The 17,383-nt window shown below is 45.6% G+C and carries 16 protein-coding genes; 11 read left to right on the top strand and 5 right to left on the bottom strand.

Translation table 11 applies throughout. The annotated features are described in order from the left end of the window. Positions 1–70: 70 nt before the first annotated feature. The 4 genes from FTU50_RS05380 to FTU50_RS05365 form a co-directional block, all read right to left on the bottom strand. Positions 71–682, bottom strand: coding sequence for a regulatory protein RecX (locus FTU50_RS05380; protein ID WP_075174543.1), 612 nt, complete (start codon positions 680–682; stop codon positions 71–73). An 89-nt stretch (positions 683–771) separates the two neighbouring features. Further along, positions 772–1,815, bottom strand: coding sequence for a recombinase RecA (gene recA / locus FTU50_RS05375; protein ID WP_005178495.1), 1,044 nt, complete (start codon positions 1,813–1,815; stop codon positions 772–774). Between the two features lie 145 nt (positions 1,816–1,960). Next, complete coding sequence (locus FTU50_RS05370; RefSeq protein ID WP_016659022.1) at positions 1,961–2,401, bottom strand: RNA-binding S4 domain-containing protein; 441 nt, start codon at positions 2,399–2,401, stop codon at positions 1,961–1,963. After that, positions 2,394–3,080 carry an HAD-IA family hydrolase gene (locus FTU50_RS05365; protein ID WP_075167978.1) on the bottom strand — a complete coding sequence of 229 codons (687 nt, stop codon included), beginning with the start codon at positions 3,078–3,080 and terminating at the stop codon, positions 2,394–2,396. The genes FTU50_RS05370 and FTU50_RS05365 overlap by 8 nt, the downstream gene beginning before the upstream one ends. Before the next feature lie 12 nt (positions 3,081–3,092). On the opposite strand from FTU50_RS05365, the gene FTU50_RS05360 reads away from it, so the two are divergent. From FTU50_RS05360 to FTU50_RS05350, 3 genes are all read left to right on the top strand, one after another. Continuing rightward, a complete protein-coding gene (locus FTU50_RS05360; protein WP_045795417.1) occupies positions 3,093–3,950 on the top strand; it encodes a 3'(2'),5'-bisphosphate nucleotidase CysQ in 858 nt (285 codons plus the stop codon). Between the two features lie 55 nt (positions 3,951–4,005). Beyond that, positions 4,006–4,740: a histidine phosphatase family protein gene (locus tag FTU50_RS05355; protein WP_005178488.1), complete on the top strand. Its 735-nt coding sequence runs from the start codon at positions 4,006–4,008 to the stop codon at positions 4,738–4,740. A gap of 362 nt (positions 4,741–5,102) precedes the next feature. Further along, the gene (locus tag FTU50_RS05350) at positions 5,103–7,781 is read left to right on the top strand and encodes a M66 family metalloprotease (RefSeq protein WP_373685470.1); all 2,679 of its coding nucleotides are present in this window, start codon (positions 5,103–5,105) and stop codon (positions 7,779–7,781) included. Between the two features lie 281 nt (positions 7,782–8,062). Here FTU50_RS05350 and rpsT read toward each other — a convergent pair whose 3' ends face one another. Continuing rightward, a complete protein-coding gene (gene rpsT, locus FTU50_RS05345) occupies positions 8,063–8,332 on the bottom strand; it encodes a 30S ribosomal protein S20 (RefSeq protein WP_005178484.1) in 270 nt (89 codons plus the stop codon). Between the two features lie 212 nt (positions 8,333–8,544). On the opposite strand from rpsT, the gene FTU50_RS05340 reads away from it, so the two are divergent. The 8 genes from FTU50_RS05340 to FTU50_RS05305 form a co-directional block, all read left to right on the top strand. Further along, the gene (locus FTU50_RS05340; protein ID WP_075167976.1) at positions 8,545–9,210 is read left to right on the top strand and encodes an NAD(P)H-binding protein; all 666 of its coding nucleotides are present in this window, start codon (positions 8,545–8,547) and stop codon (positions 9,208–9,210) included. A gap of 11 nt (positions 9,211–9,221) precedes the next feature. After that, positions 9,222–9,734 (top strand): ribonuclease E activity regulator RraA, encoded by a 513-nt coding sequence (gene rraA / locus FTU50_RS05335; RefSeq protein ID WP_104471102.1) that lies wholly within the window; start codon positions 9,222–9,224, stop codon positions 9,732–9,734. Positions 9,735–9,788: 54 nt separating this feature from the next. Continuing rightward, entirely contained in the window at positions 9,789–10,565 is a 777-nt protein-coding gene (locus FTU50_RS05330; protein WP_168398035.1) for a glutathione S-transferase N-terminal domain-containing protein, read from the top strand. 123 nt (positions 10,566–10,688) lie between these two features. Next, a complete protein-coding gene (locus tag FTU50_RS05325) occupies positions 10,689–11,045 on the top strand; it encodes a hypothetical protein (protein WP_005178476.1) in 357 nt (118 codons plus the stop codon). 129 nt (positions 11,046–11,174) lie between these two features. Next, positions 11,175–14,636 carry a transcription-repair coupling factor gene (gene mfd, locus FTU50_RS05320; RefSeq protein WP_168405010.1) on the top strand — a complete coding sequence of 1,154 codons (3,462 nt, stop codon included), beginning with the start codon at positions 11,175–11,177 and terminating at the stop codon, positions 14,634–14,636. A gap of 218 nt (positions 14,637–14,854) precedes the next feature. Further along, positions 14,855–15,289 (top strand): HIT domain-containing protein, encoded by a 435-nt coding sequence (locus tag FTU50_RS05315; RefSeq protein ID WP_180069557.1) that lies wholly within the window; start codon positions 14,855–14,857, stop codon positions 15,287–15,289. An 83-nt stretch (positions 15,290–15,372) separates the two neighbouring features. Next, a complete protein-coding gene (locus tag FTU50_RS05310) occupies positions 15,373–16,830 on the top strand; it encodes an adenylate/guanylate cyclase domain-containing protein (RefSeq protein WP_171526586.1) in 1,458 nt (485 codons plus the stop codon). Positions 16,831–16,965: 135 nt separating this feature from the next. Then, a partial coding sequence (locus FTU50_RS05305; RefSeq protein WP_180069555.1) for a helix-turn-helix domain-containing protein occupies positions 16,966–17,383 on the top strand: 418 nt, incomplete at its 3' end.

The raw sequence follows: 17,383 nt of genomic DNA, 5'->3' as shown, positions 1-17,383 counted from the left end.
GATAGTCTTTCCTATATTTTTTGATGTTTCATCCTTGTCAGCTGCTTATCTATATCTATCAATTCACTTTTTAATCTTCTGCTTTACGGTTAATCGCCTTCATAATCGCATCCATTTCAAAACCACGATACATTAAAAAGCGGATCTGTCTGGCTTTCAGTTTTGGGTCTTTCGTGACTTCAGGACCAAACTTTTTAACTTTTAATTCGTAGGCTTGCTGCACCCAGTCGGTTTCTTTCAGTTCTTCTGAAATTAAAGCGGTATCAATTTTTTTGCTTTTCAGCTTCATTTTAATCTGATTGGGGCCTTTGCCTTTGCGCTTTTGGCTGGACAGCAGGGTTTCGGCCACACGCTGGTCACTCTGGTAATTCTCGCGTGACAGTTCATCGACCAAGACGACCACTTCTTCACGGTTTTCTGCATACAGCGCCAGTTTCTCAATCAGTTCAGCTTTGGAATATTCTTTACGGGTCAGGACTGCAAAGGCATAAGAGCGCAAACGTGAACCGCTTAAACCGGGTTTGTGTTCCTGACTGTTATTATGATCGAATAAACGTTCTTCAGGATCAAATTCAGGCGGGGCAGTTGCAGATACAGATGGTGCTGGCTGATCTTCTGCATCGCCAAATTGCTGCTTTAAGGTTTCATAGTCCAACAGTTTAGTGAATTTCGCATCTGACATAAGCATCTCGCAGAAAAGGGCCATCAGCATAATAACAAAACGCCCCGTAGGGCGTATTGTGTAATGTCTAAAGTCTCAACAGTTGAGTCTTACAGATCTAATGAAAAGTCAGGTTCTTCTTCGTCTTTTTCTTCAACCACGTTGCCTGTGGTTAACAGCTGTTCACGAATGAGTTTTTCAATGGTCTGTGCCAGTTCAGGATGTTCTTCCAGATGGCGAATGGTATTGTTTTTACCTTGGCCAATCTTTTCACCTTGATATGAATACCAGGCACCGGCTTTTTGTACAATCTCTTGCTGTACAGCCAGGTCGACCAGTTCACCTAGGTGGTTCACACCTTTGCCGTACAGAATCTGGAACAGCGCTTCACGGAACGGAGGTGCCATCTTGTTTTTCACCACTTTCACTTTGGTTTCAGAGCCGACAATTTCGTCACCTTCTTTAACCTGACCAACACGGCGAATATCTAAACGTACTGAGGCATAGAATTTCAGTGCGTTACCACCAGTGGTGGTTTCCGGGCTACCAAACATCACACCAATCTTCATACGGATCTGGTTAATGAAGATCACCATACAGTTAGAACGTTTGGCATTACCGGTAATTTTACGTAGCGCCTGGCTCATCAGACGAGCCTGCAAGCCCATATGTGAATCACCCATTTCGCCTTCAATTTCGGCACGTGGGGTCAGGGCTGCAACAGAGTCGACAACGATCAGGTCAATTGCGCCTGAACGTACCAGCATGTCTGCAATTTCTAGCGCCTGTTCACCGTTGTCCGGTTGTGAAACCAGCAGGTTGTCAATATCTACACCCAGTTTGCGTGCATATTGAGGATCAAGAGCATGTTCGGCATCAATAAAGGCACAGGTGCCGCCGGCTTTTTGACATTCCGCAATGGCTTGCAGGGTCATTGTGGTTTTACCTGAAGATTCAGGGCCATAAATTTCAATAATACGGCCTTTTGGTAAACCGCCAATACCGAGCGCGATGTCCAGCGTTAATGAGCCGGTAGATACTGCTTCTACAGCCTGTACGGTATTGTCACCAAGACGCATTACTGTGTTTTTACCAAACTGTTTTTCAATCTGGCTTAGGGCAGCATTTAGCGCCTTGCTTTTATTCTCATCCATCTTACAACCTCAATACGATGTCACCAAACTATATACTCAAGTGGATGTATGTACTTCAAACTCTTTCCACCCGAGTATAGTGACAGAATTTATGTTTCTCTTCTATGAAAATCAGTGGCCTTGCGACACATTCTGACGCTCAAAATTAATCATCATGATATGACCAGGACTGGTCATAGGACTGATCATTTTCTTGTTTAAATTTACTGATTTGTCGTCGGTCTTTTTTACTTGGACGATGATCAGGCCGTGCTAGATTATGCAACTTTCTTTGTGATGCAATCAATTCCCGACGAGCAATACTGACCTCAGTTTCTTCATAAAGTTGCTGGGCCACCGGTGCCGGACCACGGACTGCCGATAAAGACAGTACTTTGACCGTTTTGCGGTCAAAGCCCTGTTGTATGGTCAGCTCCATACCAACCCGGATTTCCTTGGAAACTTTGACGCGCTCACCATTATGATGCACCTTGCCGCCTTCAATGGCCGCTTTGGCAATTGAACGGGTTTTAAAAAAGCGGGCCGCCCAGAGCCACTTGTCAATACGCATGCTTTCTACAGCTTCGTGTTGAGCAGATTTAGGCATATATTTTGTTTTCCTCAGCGTGTTGCAATAGGGGAATCAGGTCGGTCAGCGCATGCAGCATCGGATAACGGCTGTCTACACGGGCTGCTTTGCCTGATGAAGGCTGCTGAATGGTCAGCAGCTGTTGAATACCGAATTTTGCTGCACCATTGAGTACTTTTTCGGTATCATCAATAAAGTAACAACGGGCAGGATCAAAAGGATGCTGCTGTGCCAGGTGTTGCCAGAACTCGACAAATTCTTTGGCATGTCCAACGCTTTCACTGCTGATCATGACATCAAAATAGTTAGCTAGACCAGTCTGCTCAAGTTTAAACGCCAGTCCGGCGCAGTCGGCATTGGTGGCCAGCCAGATTGGATAGCCATTGGCTTTTAGATAATCGAGCAGCTCGATACAGCCCGGTCTTAAGGCCACCTTATGTTTGTGCTCAATCTGCATGGCCAGTACATCGACTCCGACTTTACTGGTCCAGAAGCGCGATGAATACCAGTTGAGGGTATGGTTGTGTTCCTGATAAAACTGGAACAGGGTATCCCGGCTTTCGGCCAGACTGCATTGATGCAGCTCGGCATAGCGGACCGGTAACAGCTCATTCCAGATGAAATCATCATAGGCAAGGTCAAGCAGCGTACCATCCATGTCAAAGATGATGGTGGGTTGATCAGAATAATTCGACATATAAGGCTATCTATGTTTAAAAAAACCACAGCACCACAAGATCCACTGATTTTGCAGCTGATGCCCATTGTGACACAGGCATGTGAAATCTTGCGAGAAGAATATCAGCGTTATTGTTCCGGTGCCGATTTTGATATTGAACACAAAAGCGATGAATCGCCCGTAACCCAGGCCGATTTTCGGGTGAATGCCTTCATTACAGAACAGCTGGCCCAGCAGTTTCCAGATGTGCCGCTACTGTCAGAAGAAGGCGCAGTTTATGATCGGGCGCAGTGGAACACATTCTGGCTGCTCGATCCACTCGATGGCACCAAAGAGTTTTTACATCAACGTCCGGAATTTACTATTAACCTGAGTCTGGTCGAAGGCATTCATACCACCTTTGCCATTCTGGCGATTCCGGGCGAGCAAACGGTGTATATCTGCCCCAAACAGGGCCTGCCGCTACGGTTTAATATCCAGCAACAGCAATGGTACGCCTATCTATATGTAGACAGTGGTCCGCAGATTCAAGTCGGTTTAAGTCAAAGTAGCCAAAATAAACCGGTCTATGAGCAGTATCTACAGGCGCTCGCTACGATTGAACAGGACTATACGGTTTTTCGTGCTGGCAGTGCTTATAAGTTCTGCATGATGCTGGAAGATAAAGTGGATTTATATCCGCGTTTTCACCCAACCAGTGAATGGGACACTAGTGCTGGCCAATGCCTGATTGAACGGATTGGCGGTGGCCTGATTGATTTTCAGGGACGGCCATTTTTATATAACCATCGTGATACGCTGTTAAATGGCAATTTTATTGCCTATAAAAATGCCGAAATGAAAGAGATTGCCTTGCGTGCTCTAGCACTTATGGCGAATGAACATTGAGCTAATTTGCCAACATGCTATAGTGGGCTTAACACCTTTGTATTTGGCTTGATCCATGGCGTTAGAGCTGCTTCCACCGAGTATGTTAAAGGCAATTGATTTATTGCCCGATGTGCATACTCCCGTGACCTTGTTTACCCGGCATTCCATTCGTGAAAATGTGGCTGGACAGGGGCTGGCGGGCTATGATTTGCAGTTAACCGGTCCGGGGCGTGAACTGGCGCAAAAATGGGGGGCTTATCTTATTGACCATAGCGGACGCGCCATTCAGCATTGTATCTCTAGTCCAATCCAGCGCTGTGTCGATACTGCCGCCTTAATGATTGAAGGCGCAGATTCGGTACATATTGCGCCAAATACCCATCATATTGAAATTGTCGAGCAGGGCTTGCTGGTCGAGCCAGGCAGTTTTGTGCTGGACATCAAGCAGGCTGGTCCGTATTTTCGCCAGCAGGGTGCGTTGGGCTTTATTAACAGCTTTGTCAATAATGCCTTGCCGGGCATGAAACATCCGATTCATGGCGTGGTGGATGTGCTGGAACTGATTTATAACACTCATCCTAACAGTCCGGGCGGCCTAAGTCTGGCGGTCAGTCATGACACCATTCTGGCTGCGATTATTGCGGTAATTTCAGGGCGTAATGAGGTGTCACAGGAAGACTGGCCACAAATGATGGAAGGGCTGTTTGTCTGGTTTGAAGGTGAAAATTTTCTGGAATCACAGTTGAAATGGATCTGGCGCGGCAAAGTACATACCTTGGATATCTCGCAGTTTCATCAAAAAGTTTAATATAAATTTGCGCTGGGGATGGTTTGTGAAGGTGAGCTATGGCTGGCTTTAATATATCTTGCTCACACTCAAAAAAATTCACCTAAAATGACTATGTGCTACGCCTATTTCTATTGGGGGTGCAAGAGTCTTGTCTGTCTAAAAAACGCCTAAATCAAAATTTTATTTTCTGCTGCATTTTTGTTCATCATTTAAAAAATAAAAATTAGCTTTCTCTGTATCTGCTCAATAAAGTACAACACATTGCTTTGGACTCTAAACTACTTTAATATATTTAATTAAGTTATTGAAAAATATGTGTTTATTTTTTTTATTTTTAGTCATAAATTGACATTGGGGTAAAGTAAATAGTGAAAAGTGTGATCAAGTTTCCGCTTAGTTTGTTGAGTGTAAGTATATTGTCGTTTATGCTGACGGCATGTGACGGTGGTGGTAGTGATGGAGAAAGTCAACAGCCGAACAATGGGACAGCACCAGATGCTCCGCTGCATGGAAGTCATTATCCTGAGCCAACGCAAGATGTGGTAAGTCCATCTGTTTTGGGTTTTTATGATTTTAATGCCCAGTCTGAATCACGTGAAGTGCGTAATGATTTAACAGGTTCTTTGCAGGCGATGGTGCAGTTTGCCCAAGGCCATGTGGTTGACCCGAATGGTAACGAAGAGAAAAAAATGCCACGTTTAACCGCAGAACGGGAGGCATTGTTATTAATCACACCGATGCAGGAGATGGATCAGATTAATGCACTGCAGGTTGAGGTGTATCAGAATGAACGGCTGTTACGCCGTATCAACCTGGCTGATCCGACTCAAATTCCGGCCTCGGACCAGAGCAATCGTGATGGCCGTGCAGAAGTGCGCTACAGTAAACGGGCCTGGTCAGCGCGCTTAAACTGGGATGAAGTACGTCCGGGCTTAAAATTACGGATCATTGACAGCAAAAACCGCAGTGGTGATTTACTGGCAGAGCAGATTGATTTTGCTGCGCCTGGTGAACTGGTACTAAATAATATTCGGATTGGACTGCTCACTGCGCCCCCACATTCAACAGGGCATGCCATGCTGCTTGAACCGGAAAAGTCAGGCTCAGACTATTTCCAGACCATTCCGGCAGCGCACATGACGGTGGCTAAATATGATGATATTCAGCTGGATCGGGTGATGGTGGCCAACGGCACCATCTACGACAGTCAAAGTGCAGGCGAAGGCGGTGTTTATTCGGGGGATATGCGCGAAAACACGGCGAAATCGACCTTTAGTGTGGGAATTAACTTGGCCAACTGGGGGGTGACCAGTGCTTCGATGCTCAGTCAGCAACAGCCTCAACTGACTCAAACTGTGGTAACTCACCATGCGCGGGGTAAATATAGCAATGGTGAACAGACCCATGGCTTGAGTGGCGGTAACGGCATGTTGACCCTGTATAACTCGGTGGGTAACGAATTTAGCCATGAAATTGGCCATCATTATGGTTTAGGCCATTATCCGGGCTCTTTTAAAGTAGATGATACCACCACCAATTATTTCTGGTCGGCACATCATGCCGATAGTGGCTGGGGCTATATAGGCTATCGCAACAAAATGCGCGGTAATTTGGCTTGGCAATCCTCCAATCTGGGCGATGGCAAAAACGGGGTGCCAAATTTCCTGAAACTGTATCCGTATGGTTGGGATGCCATGTCAGGCGGTGCCACCAATAGCAGTATTTCACGTTATACCCATTACACCGGTTATAGTACCTTTTTGCGTATCCAGCCGCATTTTACCAATCGTCATGTGTGGGATGAAAGCTCGCCATCCGGCTATAAACGCTGGAATCCGGACAGCCGCCAGATGGAAGTGGTCTATCCGAAAGTGCCGAATTCAAGCGAGGTCTGGTATAACAGCGCCGATGGCTATTATTTAAAACCGCGTTTATTTGGGGTGCCGGTGATTACCATTATTGGCGGCTATGATCCGGAAACCCAGCAAGGGGTGTTGTATCCGGCAGCACGCAGCAACTGGGGCAATGTCTATGATTTGCCGGCTGCACAGCGTGGCGCAGAGCAGGCGGCTTGCTGGTTAGATGTTCAATATACCAATCGCAGCCAGAACGTGGCTTTGGCACCTCATCGTATGCGTGGTAATGCCAATAAGCTGCATGTGAACCTGGCCATTACAGATCAGCCGCAACAGGTTAATTTGTACTGCAAAAAAGCCAATGAAGCCGAGAAATTATTATCGACACTTACGATTCCTCAATACGGCACTGCCATTTCAGCTGCTGTAAAAATTGGACGTGAGGATGGTTATACGGCGCTTAGAAAAGTGGAATTGCCGGAATTCCAGCAGCAATTGGAAGCACAGGCCAATCAGGCGGTGATCGCTTTAAAGCCAGCTGCACAATTACTATATGATTCTTATGCAGAAAATCGTCATGAATTGAGTGCACTAGCTCAGCAGCAGTTGCAGCGTTATGAACAGCAGCAACAGAACATCTACCGTTTGAATCGCTGGATGAATGTCTACCGTGCCGATCTGGAGCATGCAAACCCTGAAGCGCAAACAGCGCTGGAAGGCTTCGTGACGCAGTTGGGACTGGCCAATGAAGATCTTCTGGCTGAAGCAACGCTACTTAAAAACAGAAATAACTGTTTGAAAGTGGAAACTCTGGCGACAGGTCAGAAAAATGTCTATATCAGTGGTGCAAGCGCCTGTACCGGAGATGACACCGAGCAATGGATTTATGATGGTTTGGGCCGGATTCATAGTAAAGCCGAGATAGATTTGTGTTTAAGCAATAACAGCAATGTGGTAACACTGGCCAGCTGTAGCACCACACAGGACAGTCAGGTGTGGACAATGCATACAGAAACCGGAACCATCCGCCAGGATGCTCAATGTTTTGATCTGGAACATGGCTATTTAAAAGACAATCGTGCCCGTTTAATCCGCTATGGCTGTACCGGTGGGGCTAACCAGCAATGGACCCAGTTAAGCGCTAATAATAGTCTGCAACTGGCTTATTTAACCCCAGAAAACTTAAGACTGATGCTGAAATAACAATTCATATTCAACATTCTAGTCTGAATTATATAAACACCTTCTAAGTAGTTTAGGAGGTGTTTTTTTATGGGGGATGTTGTGGCAATCAAAAATATAGGGGGACAGATTTATTTTCTAGTGATGGTAGGTCGTGTGATGGTTAGATGTTTTTTAGACGGTTTAGTGTGGAATTGAGATGGAATCGATCGGGACGTAAACGTATTGAGGATAAGATCGGACCAAAATAAAATCTACAGATACAAAAAAAGCCCTGAATCAGGGCTCTTTCTGCTTTGCGATTAGTTAGAAGCTAATGCTTTAACTTGCGCGTTCAAGCGGCTCTTATGACGAGCAGCTTTATTTTTATGGATGATGCCTTTATCAGCCATGCGGTCGATTACAGGTACAGCTTTTTTGTAAGCTTCTGAAGCAACAGCATAGTCACCAGCAGCGATAGCAGCTACTGTACGTTTAAGATAGGTACGAACCATAGAACGCAAGCTTGCGTTATGTTTACGTGCTTTAACGTTTTGACGAGCACGTTTTTTAGCTTGAGCAGAGTTTGCCACTCGTGCACTCCTTGAAATAGATTGGTCTGGGCGGGCCGCAATTCAACTGAAAACCACATCAGCAGAATTTCACCAGCCCGTAAACAAGTGCCATATTTTGATTAAACAATGCGTCGAAGTCAAGTCTTGACAAGCTTTGACAACATTTAAGATGCAGAAAAAAATGAAAGAAAACGTTAGATTAGTGTGAGTGCCTGAATATTGGATAAAAAATGACTCAAATCATAAAAAAAGCCATTGTCATAGGATCGACCGGTTTGGTCGGTCGGGCACTGGTTTCTGCCTTAAATGATCATCCTGCCTGTCAGCAGGTTACAGCGGTGGTGCGTCGTCCGGATGCAGCCTTTGAACAGATGGCCAAAGTACAGCCATTGGTGCTGGAAGATTTACTGATGCTGAATGATCAGGATGTCAGCGAGCATAGTCATGGCTTTAGCTGTTTGGGTACCACCCTGAAAAAAGCCGGCTCAAAAGATAACTTTTATGCGACCGACTTTACTATCAATGCCCATTTTGCCGAGCTGTTGCAGCAAACCTCTGCCCATTATCTGCTGGTCAGTGCCTTGGGGGCCAATGCCAGATCGCCATTTTTTTATAATCGGGTCAAAGGTGAACTGGAACAGTACATTCAGAACTTATCTTTAAGCAAAGTTTCACTGCTGCGCCCATCGTTATTGCTAGGCGAGCGTCAGGATGCACGTTTTCTGGAAGATCTGTCACAGCAGCTGTTTCAGCGCTGTTCATCTTTTTTGCCTAAAAATTTTAAACATCGGCCAGTGACAGCCGGGCAGGTGGCTCATACTATGGTCGAGGCTGCCTTAACTCAAACTGAAAAGTTTGAAATTTATGATAATTTACGCATACAACATACAAAATGAGGGAAACACACGTGTCTACAGTCGCTTTCGTTACTTGTGATTTGCTGGATGATAACCCGGATAAACAGCTGCAAGTGGTCACCCCATCAATGGATGGCAAATTTTTCAAAAGCTATGGCGCGCGTAAAAGTTTTGGCGGTCAGGTGGTGACGGTAAAATGCTTTGAAGATAATTCGCGTGTAAAAGAATTACTGGCGACTGAAGGCCGGGGCAAAGTGCTGGTGGTGGATGGTGGTGCGTCAATGCGCTGTGCACTTATGGGTGACCTGATTGCCGAATCTGCAGTAAAAAACAACTGGAATGGTGTGATTATTTACGGTTGTGTACGTGATGTCGATGCCATTGCTGAACTGGATTTAGGCGTACATGCGCTGGCAGCAATTCCACAAAAAAGTAACCGTAAAGGCGTGGGCGAGGTCGATATTCCACTCAGCTTTGGCGGCGTGAATATTCAGTCGGGTGATTATATTTATGCCGATAATAATGGTATTGTGGTGTCCAAAGAAGCATTGGTGGAGCTGTAATCAACCCGATTCGGCATTCATCTTCTAGAACATAACAAGAACAGGAAGGTCATGATGTTGCATCATCAAATTAAAGTGGTACAGGCATTGGCTTCTGCTTTGACCGAAGGCGGGCGCGGAAGCAATGGCACAGCATTTCCCAAGCAACCAGAGCAGCCGCTCAAGTTGTATGAGTTTGAAGGTTCACCATTTTGTCGACGTGTACGCGAAGTCATGACCTTGCTGAATCTGGATTATGAAGTCTATCCCTGTCCTAAAGGCGGTAAAAAATACCGTCCGCAGGTCAAGGAATTGGGCGGTAAACTGCAATTTCCATTTCTGGTAGATGAAAATACTGGAGATCATCTCTACGAATCGCAGCAGATTATTCATCATCTGTTTAAACACTATGGCAAAAGCGGGAAAACCCCGCGGCGCTATGCACATTATCCAAAAATTCCATTTGTGGCCTTTGTTGGTACGTTGCTCAATGGCGCACGTGGGGTCTGGGTCAAGAAAAAGATTAAAAACCGTGCGGCGCCAGAGCAACTGCTGGAGCTGTGGGGTTTTGAAGCCAGTCCGTATACGCGCATTGTGCGCAGTACCTTAACCGAGCTGGAATTGCCTTTTATTTTCCATAATGTGGCCAAAGAGCGCTGGCAGGATCAGGGGCTGGCCAAATTACGTTTAAAGCCAGGTAAATATGTACCTTTAAAGGGCGGTAAACGTGAGAAAGTCTTGGCACTGATGGGAGAGAATATTCAGGTGCCTTATCTGGTTGATCCGAATACCGGCGCTCATATGTTTGAATCGGATGATATTGTGCATTATTTACAGCGCCAGTATGGTTAAAACTCTCAAGTTAAAAGCATCTTCGGATGCTTTTTTGTTTTTATGAAGATATCCGCGTTCAAACGCTGGATCTCCATGCTAAAGCAGATACACTAGGCACAGCGAATTTCAGGATATAACCATATGTTCAATAAAGTGGCGCAACTGTTTAAAAGCAAGCCCTCTCCAGAAGCAGAATTTCTGGCTGAACATCAGATTCAGTTTGATCCGCAACACGGCTATATCGTCGATGGTATTGTGCTGAATGATGCTTTATCGGAGCGGCTGGAGTATTTGTCTAATCGGCGTATGAACCGTTTTGATGACCTGAAAGAACTGTATTTTACCGCCATGCTGATCAATGAAAAAATTGATCTGGAAATTGCCACGCAAAGCTTTGTGACGCGTTTGGGCAACACAGAAGAAAACCTGTTGCAGTTTAAAAGTATCGTGAAACGCCTGAATGATTATTATCGTCAGTTCTTGCGTGAGAAAAAGTAAGCTTCAATCCATCTTTTCAGCTAGATGCAGTCTCATTTTTCAGATAAAGATTAAGAAAAATTAACGTAATGGATGGAAATGCTCGTGTTAGTATAAGCCGCATGTTGATTAGACCTAAAAGCTATATACATGTTCCAACACGAAAGCTCCCAACTCAATCTGAAACAATTAAAAACGGGCGAAAAACGCTGGGTGGGCAATTTGCAGGGCTCATCCGCGGCCTTGCTGATCAAGCAGCTGAGCACCCTGCATAAACAGTTATTGATTGTGGTGGCGCGTAACAGCCAGCATTTGGGGCAGTTGGAAAGCGAATTTGAGTTTTATGGTATTCAACCGACCATTTTCCCGGATTGGGAAATTTTACCTTATGACCGTTTATCGCCGCATCAGGATATTGTCTCTGAGCGTCTGGCGATTTTATCGAATATGCCACAGCAGGGCGTACTGCTGGTGTCGGCTGCAACCCTGGCGCAGCGTGTGGCGCCAACCTCTTGGGTCTTAGGTGAGCATTTTGATATTCAGGTTGGCCAGAAGTTTGAACTGGAACAGCAAAAGAAACGCCTGATTCAGGCTGGTTATCATCTGGTCGATACAGTCTATGACCATGGTGAATTTGCGGTGCGCGGCAGTATTATGGATATTTTTGCTTCAGGGCAAGAAGCACCAATCCGGATTGACCTGTTTGATGATGAAATTGAAAGCCTGAAGTTTTTTGATCCGGAAACCCAGCGGACCACCCAAACCATTCAGCAATTTTCAGTACTACCCGCCAAAGAGTTTCCTTTAAAAGAAGGCCGTTCGCTGTTCCGCGATCGTTATGCAGAATTATTCCCAAGTGCAAATCCAAAGAAAAGCCCGGTGTATCAGGATGTGCTCGATGGCATTGCCTCGCCAGGGATAGAGTTCTATTTTCCATTATTCTTTAGCGCTCAGGCAATGGCTGCCGAAAGTACCTTAATGGCGCACTTACCTGAGAATGGCATTGTCATTACAGATAAGGGACTGGAAGAAGGTTTAAACAGCTTCTGGCAAGACGTAAACCGCCGTTATGAAGATCGCCGGCATAATATTGACCAGCCTATTTTACCGCCCGAGCAACTGTTTTTATCACCTCAGCAGGTGCTGGGACAGTTAAACCAGTTTGGCCGCATCATCGCCTCGGCAGATCATTTTGCTGAAAAAGCCGGTGTGGTAAATCTGGCCACTGAAGCACCACCTAAACTGCCGGTCGATCCGAAACGGGAAAAACCGTTCAGTCTGGTCAAAGAGTATATTAACGCGGCCAATCATCCGGTGTTGCTGGTCGCAGAAAGTGCCGGTCGCCGTGAAACCTTAAAAGATGCGCTGCGTTCCAGTCTGGGAGAAATCCCAACCGTTGAGAACTTTGCTGAATTCCAGAAATCTTTATATGCCGTTGCCATTACCAACGCTCCTTTAGATCGTGGTCTGGTAATTCAGGGCCAGCTTTCGGTCATTTCGGAAAATCAGCTTTATGAACATCGTGTGGTTCAGCGTCGGCGTAAACGTCAGCAGGAAGTCTCGGAAGAGTTTTTAATTCGCAGTCTGACCGAGCTGAGTATTGGTGCACCGGTGGTACATATTGATCACGGTGTGGGGCGTTATGCCGGACTGGTGACGCTGGAAATTGATCAGCAGGATCATGAATTCTTGCAGCTCGATTATGCCGATGGCGCTAAAGTCTATGTGCCGGTGACTAATTTGCATTTAATTAGCCGCTATAGTGGTGGCGATCCGGATTTGGCACCACTACATAAACTCGGCACTGATGCCTGGAACAAGGCCAAGCGCAAGGCTTTAGAGCAGATTCACGATGTTGCAGCCGAATTGCTGCATATACAGGCACGCCGTCAGTCCAAGCCGGGCTATGCCTTTGAGCTGGATGAAAAACTGTATATGCAGTTTGCGTCCGGGTTTGCTTATGAAGAAACCCTGGATCAGGCCAATGCCATTGAAGCAACCTTATATGATATGCAGCAGGCAAAACCGATGGACCGTCTGGTCTGTGGGGATGTTGGCTTTGGTAAAACCGAAGTGGCCATGCGTGCCGCCTTTGTCGCGGTGCAAAATAATAAACAGGTAGCGGTCTTGGTACCGACCACCTTGCTGGCACAGCAGCATTATGAATCCTTTAAAGACCGTTTTGCCGACTGGCCGGTGCGTATTGAAGTCCTGTCGCGTTTTGGTTCATCCAAAACCCATACTAAAATTATTGAAGATTTGGCCGAAGGCAAAGTCGATATTGTGATTGGTACGCATAAAATTTTGCAGGAAAATGTCCAGTTCAAACAGCTGGGCCTGATGATTGTCGATGAAGAACACCGTTTTGGTGTGCGCGATAAAGAGCGGATTAAAGCCTTGCGCGCCGATGTGGATATGCTGACCTTAACGGCAACCCCTATTCCACGTACCCTGAATATGGCCTTTAGTGGTATGCGAGATTTATCCATCATTGCCACACCACCTGCGCGTCGTTTAGCCGTGAAAACCTTTGTGCAGGAACAGACTGGTGATTCAGTCAAAGAAGCGATTCTGCGTGAATTGCTGCGTGGCGGTCAGGTCTATTTCCTGCATAATGAAGTCGATACCATTGAACGTGCAGCAGAAAATATCCGCCAGCTGGTGCCGGAAGCACGGGTAGCAGTCGCACATGGCCAGATGCGTGAGCGTGAACTGGAGCAGGTGATGCAGCAGTTCTATCATAAAGAATATAATGTGCTGGTCTGTTCCACCATTATTGAAACCGGGATTGATGTCCCGAATGCCAATACCATTTTAATTGAACGCGCCGACAAGCTCGGCCTGGCGCAATTACACCAGCTACGCGGCCGGGTCGGACGTTCGCACCATCAGGCTTATGCCTATTTGCTGGTGCCGTCGATTAAAGGCTTAAAAGGTGATGCTGAAAAACGTCTGGATGCGATTCAGCGTGCATCGACCTTGGGTGCCGGTTTTATGCTGGCCACCGAAGATCTGGAAATTCGTGGTGCCGGTGAACTTCTCGGGGAACAGCAAAGCGGTTCGATGCAGGCCATTGGTTATAGCCTGTATATGGAAATGCTGGAAAAAGCCACCAAAGCCATTCAAAAAGGCAAAACCCCAAATTTCGATGCGCCGTTGTCGTTAACAGCGGAAATCAACCTGCACATGCCAGCCTTGATTCCGGATGAGTATCTGGGCGATGTGCATCAGCGTTTATTATTCTATAAACGTATCAGCAATACCGATACACAGGAAAAACTCGACAACATCCGTATGGAACTGATTGACCGTTTTGGTATTCCACCACAACCGGTAAAACAGCTATTTGCCGTGCATCAGCTGCGTCTGAAAGCCGAGCAGCTTGGTATTACCAAAATTGATGTGGGTGCTAATGGCGGCAATATCGAGTTTTCACCAGATACCCCGGTGCAGGCCATTAGTATTATCCAGATGATGCAAAAACATCCGACCTATTTCCGGATGGATGGCGGACAGCGTTTAAAAGTGATGGTATTGCTGGATGAACATCAAAAACGGATTCAGTTTATTTCCGATTTGCTGGAGCAACTGCTGCGTGAGCTGCCAGCCTGAGTCAGCGCTCAGTCCTGATGCAATTCCTGCTGTTTATTTAATCGCTGACTGCGCAAAGAAGTCTTGATTATTTAAGGAAATTTATTGAAGATAGGGGATTGCTCTGGCTGGCTGCAAATAGTGTGTTATTTGTGGTGAAACGGCCGTTATAGAATATTCACGTCCTTTGGGATGTGATAGTATTAGCCATCATTCTAATTTGCGTCATTTATAAAGATATGTTTAGTTTGCATCCACAACTTGCTCAAGATACTTTTTTTGTAGGCGACTTTCCCCTGTCAACATGTCGTTTAATGAATGATATGCAATTTCCTTGGCTCATTCTTATTCCACGTGTGCCGGGCATTACCGAACTCTATGAATTAAGCCAGGCCGACCAGGAACAGTTCCTGCGTGAATCGAGCTGGTTATCTAGCCAACTGTCACGTGTATTCCGTGCCGATAAAATGAATGTCGCTGCACTGGGTAACATGGTGCCACAATTACATTTCCATCATGTGGTGCGTTATCAAAATGATGTGGCATGGCCAAAACCGGTCTGGGGAACACCAGCAGTACCGTATAACAGTGAAGTGCTGAACCATATGCGCCAAACGCTAATGTTGGCATTGCGCGGTCAGGGCGATATGCCATTTGACTGGCGAATGGACTGATATTCGTGTTTGCATCATGCAGGGATGTATGGTGTGACCAGATCCGCTAAGGAGAGTAGAGTACGGTGTCACTAGGTTATTGGATGGATCGAGATCCTACACAATTTGATTACCTGCATCGGGTTATGGGCTATGCCAGTTTATCGCTGATCCTGATTGTCTATCATTACACCTATCCAGACACCCAGTACCAAATTTATATTCCGGTTTTATTGGCATTTTTGCTGTTTATTACCCCGAAACTGTCGCGCTGGCTACAATCTAAATATAACTATCAGATTAAAAGAAATATCTTATTTATTATAGATATTATGATTGTGGCCATCTGTCTGTCGGCTGTGCATTTAAATCTGGTCCTGACCTTTGCGGCTATTTTTGCCTTGCTGTATACCGCCATTAACGTCAAAGTGTCGTTCTTTTTGGTGTCGCTGGCGGCTTTATTTGCAGCGTCGGTATTCTATCTGTGCAATATTTTCGTATTTGGCTTTGGTGAATATTTTGAATACACCACCAATGAGCTGACCATTCTGGCCTTCCTGTGCATGATCGTGTATTTCGGGATGGGTAGTGTTTATCAGACCCGCCGGATTCGTGCCTCTAACCATAAGCGTGAACATTATTATCAGCAAATGAACCGCTATATGGAGTTTGCCAACCAGTTGAGCCGTTATGCGCCGCTTCAGCTCTGGCACTCGATCATGAAAGGCGAGTCAGAAGCCAAAATTGAATATAAACGTAAAAAACTCACCATCTTCTTTTCCGATATTCAGGGCTTTACCGAACTGTCTGAAACCCTGATTCCAGACGATTTAGCCTACCTGCTGAATGATTATTTGAGTCATATGACTGAAATTGCCAAGCAGTATGAAGCCACGGTCGATAAGTTTATGGGCGATGCTATCCTAATTTTCTTTGGTGATCCAAGCAGTCAGGGTGTAGAAAATGATGCCAAGACCTGCGTTGAAATGGCTATTGCCATGCGCCAGCAAATGAAACTGCTGCGTGAACGCTGGATTAAAATGGGTTATCCGCCGCTACATATCCGCATGGGCATCAGTACCGGTTATTGCCACGTGGGTAACTATGGTGCGGCGCATCGGATGGCCTATACCATTGTCGGCCGCGATGCCAATCTGGCAGCGCGTTTGCAAAGCGCAGCCGAAGTTGATGAAATCCTGCTGTCAGATGATACCTATCAACTGGTGAAAAATGATTATCTGTGTGCGCCGAAAGCGCCAATTTTCCTGAAAGGTATTCAGGGTCCGGTGAAAACCTGGCAGGTGATGGAAAAATATGCAGCCAGAAAATCCGATTATCAGCGCTGGTTTGACTATGAATACAAAGGTTTCCATCTGTTACTAAATCTGGATGAAGTGCAAAACTTTGAATATCCGGAACTGATTGGTGTGCTGGAAAAAATGATTAAACGGATTCAGACCCAGCAAAAGCTGACCAACTCGCAGGGTATTGTGAAATTAAAATTAGAAGATGAAGTGATTGAAGAAGTTGAAGCCAATCGACCAGATCGGGAATTTCATTAACTTATAAAGATAGGGTGAGGTAATCGACTCGTTCGAAGATCGTTGAACCTTCTATCAAGCCAAAAAAAACACGCCGGAGCTGATCTGCACCCCGAAAGTTGGACACTCTTAGTCCAATTTGAAGGGTGCTTTTCTATGGCTAAATATTCTCAACAGTTTAAACTTGAAGTTGTTCAAAATTATTTATCAAATAAAAATGATGATGGGTTTAGAAAAACAGCTAATAAATATAAATTAGACAGAGCTACTATTCGACAATGGGTTGCTATATACCAGACTCTTGGCGAAGACGGCTTGAAACCTCAATCTCATCGCATAACCTACTCTACAGAGTTCAAACTTAAAGTTGTTCTTAAAATATTGAATGATGGCTTGTCACTTATCGATGCTTTAAGATTTTTTAAATTAAAAGAAGTTGGAACTCTTTCTACATGGTTGCGCAAATATCAGGCACACGGTATAGATGGCTTAAAATCTAAGCCCAAAGGACGACCCAAACAGATGCCGAAGCCACAGCGACCTAGAATTAAAACCTCACAAGAAGATCGAAATA

Origin of the sequence: Acinetobacter sp. YH12112 (assembly GCF_013418945.1) — a bacterium.
Taxonomy (GTDB): domain Bacteria; phylum Pseudomonadota; class Gammaproteobacteria; order Pseudomonadales; family Moraxellaceae; genus Acinetobacter; species Acinetobacter indicus.
This window is presented reverse-complemented; position numbering and strand designations above follow the sequence as displayed.

Excerpts from the sequence above, each read along its gene's own strand:
- FTU50_RS05355 (WP_005178488.1), top strand. The coding sequence starts at position 4,006 with ATGGCGTTAGAGCTGCTTCCACCGAGTATGTTAAAGGCAATTGATTTA.
- FTU50_RS05325 (WP_005178476.1), top strand. The coding sequence starts at position 10,689 with ATGTTCAATAAAGTGGCGCAACTGTTTAAAAGCAAGCCCTCTCCAGAA.
- FTU50_RS05360 (WP_045795417.1), top strand. The coding sequence starts at position 3,093 with ATGTTTAAAAAAACCACAGCACCACAAGATCCACTGATTTTGCAGCTG.
- FTU50_RS05310 (WP_171526586.1), top strand. The coding sequence starts at position 15,373 with ATGGATCGAGATCCTACACAATTTGATTACCTGCATCGGGTTATGGGC.
- recA (WP_005178495.1), bottom strand. The coding sequence starts at position 1,815 with ATGGATGAGAATAAAAGCAAGGCGCTAAATGCTGCCCTAAGCCAGATT.
- FTU50_RS05365 (WP_075167978.1), bottom strand. The coding sequence starts at position 3,080 with ATGTCGAATTATTCTGATCAACCCACCATCATCTTTGACATGGATGGT.
- FTU50_RS05370 (WP_016659022.1), bottom strand. The coding sequence starts at position 2,401 with ATGCCTAAATCTGCTCAACACGAAGCTGTAGAAAGCATGCGTATTGAC.
- mfd (WP_168405010.1), top strand. The coding sequence starts at position 11,175 with ATGTTCCAACACGAAAGCTCCCAACTCAATCTGAAACAATTAAAAACG.
- FTU50_RS05315 (WP_180069557.1), top strand. The coding sequence starts at position 14,855 with ATGTTTAGTTTGCATCCACAACTTGCTCAAGATACTTTTTTTGTAGGC.
- FTU50_RS05330 (WP_168398035.1), top strand. The coding sequence starts at position 9,789 with ATGTTGCATCATCAAATTAAAGTGGTACAGGCATTGGCTTCTGCTTTG.
- FTU50_RS05340 (WP_075167976.1), top strand. The coding sequence starts at position 8,545 with ATGACTCAAATCATAAAAAAAGCCATTGTCATAGGATCGACCGGTTTG.
- FTU50_RS05380 (WP_075174543.1), bottom strand. The coding sequence starts at position 682 with ATGTCAGATGCGAAATTCACTAAACTGTTGGACTATGAAACCTTAAAG.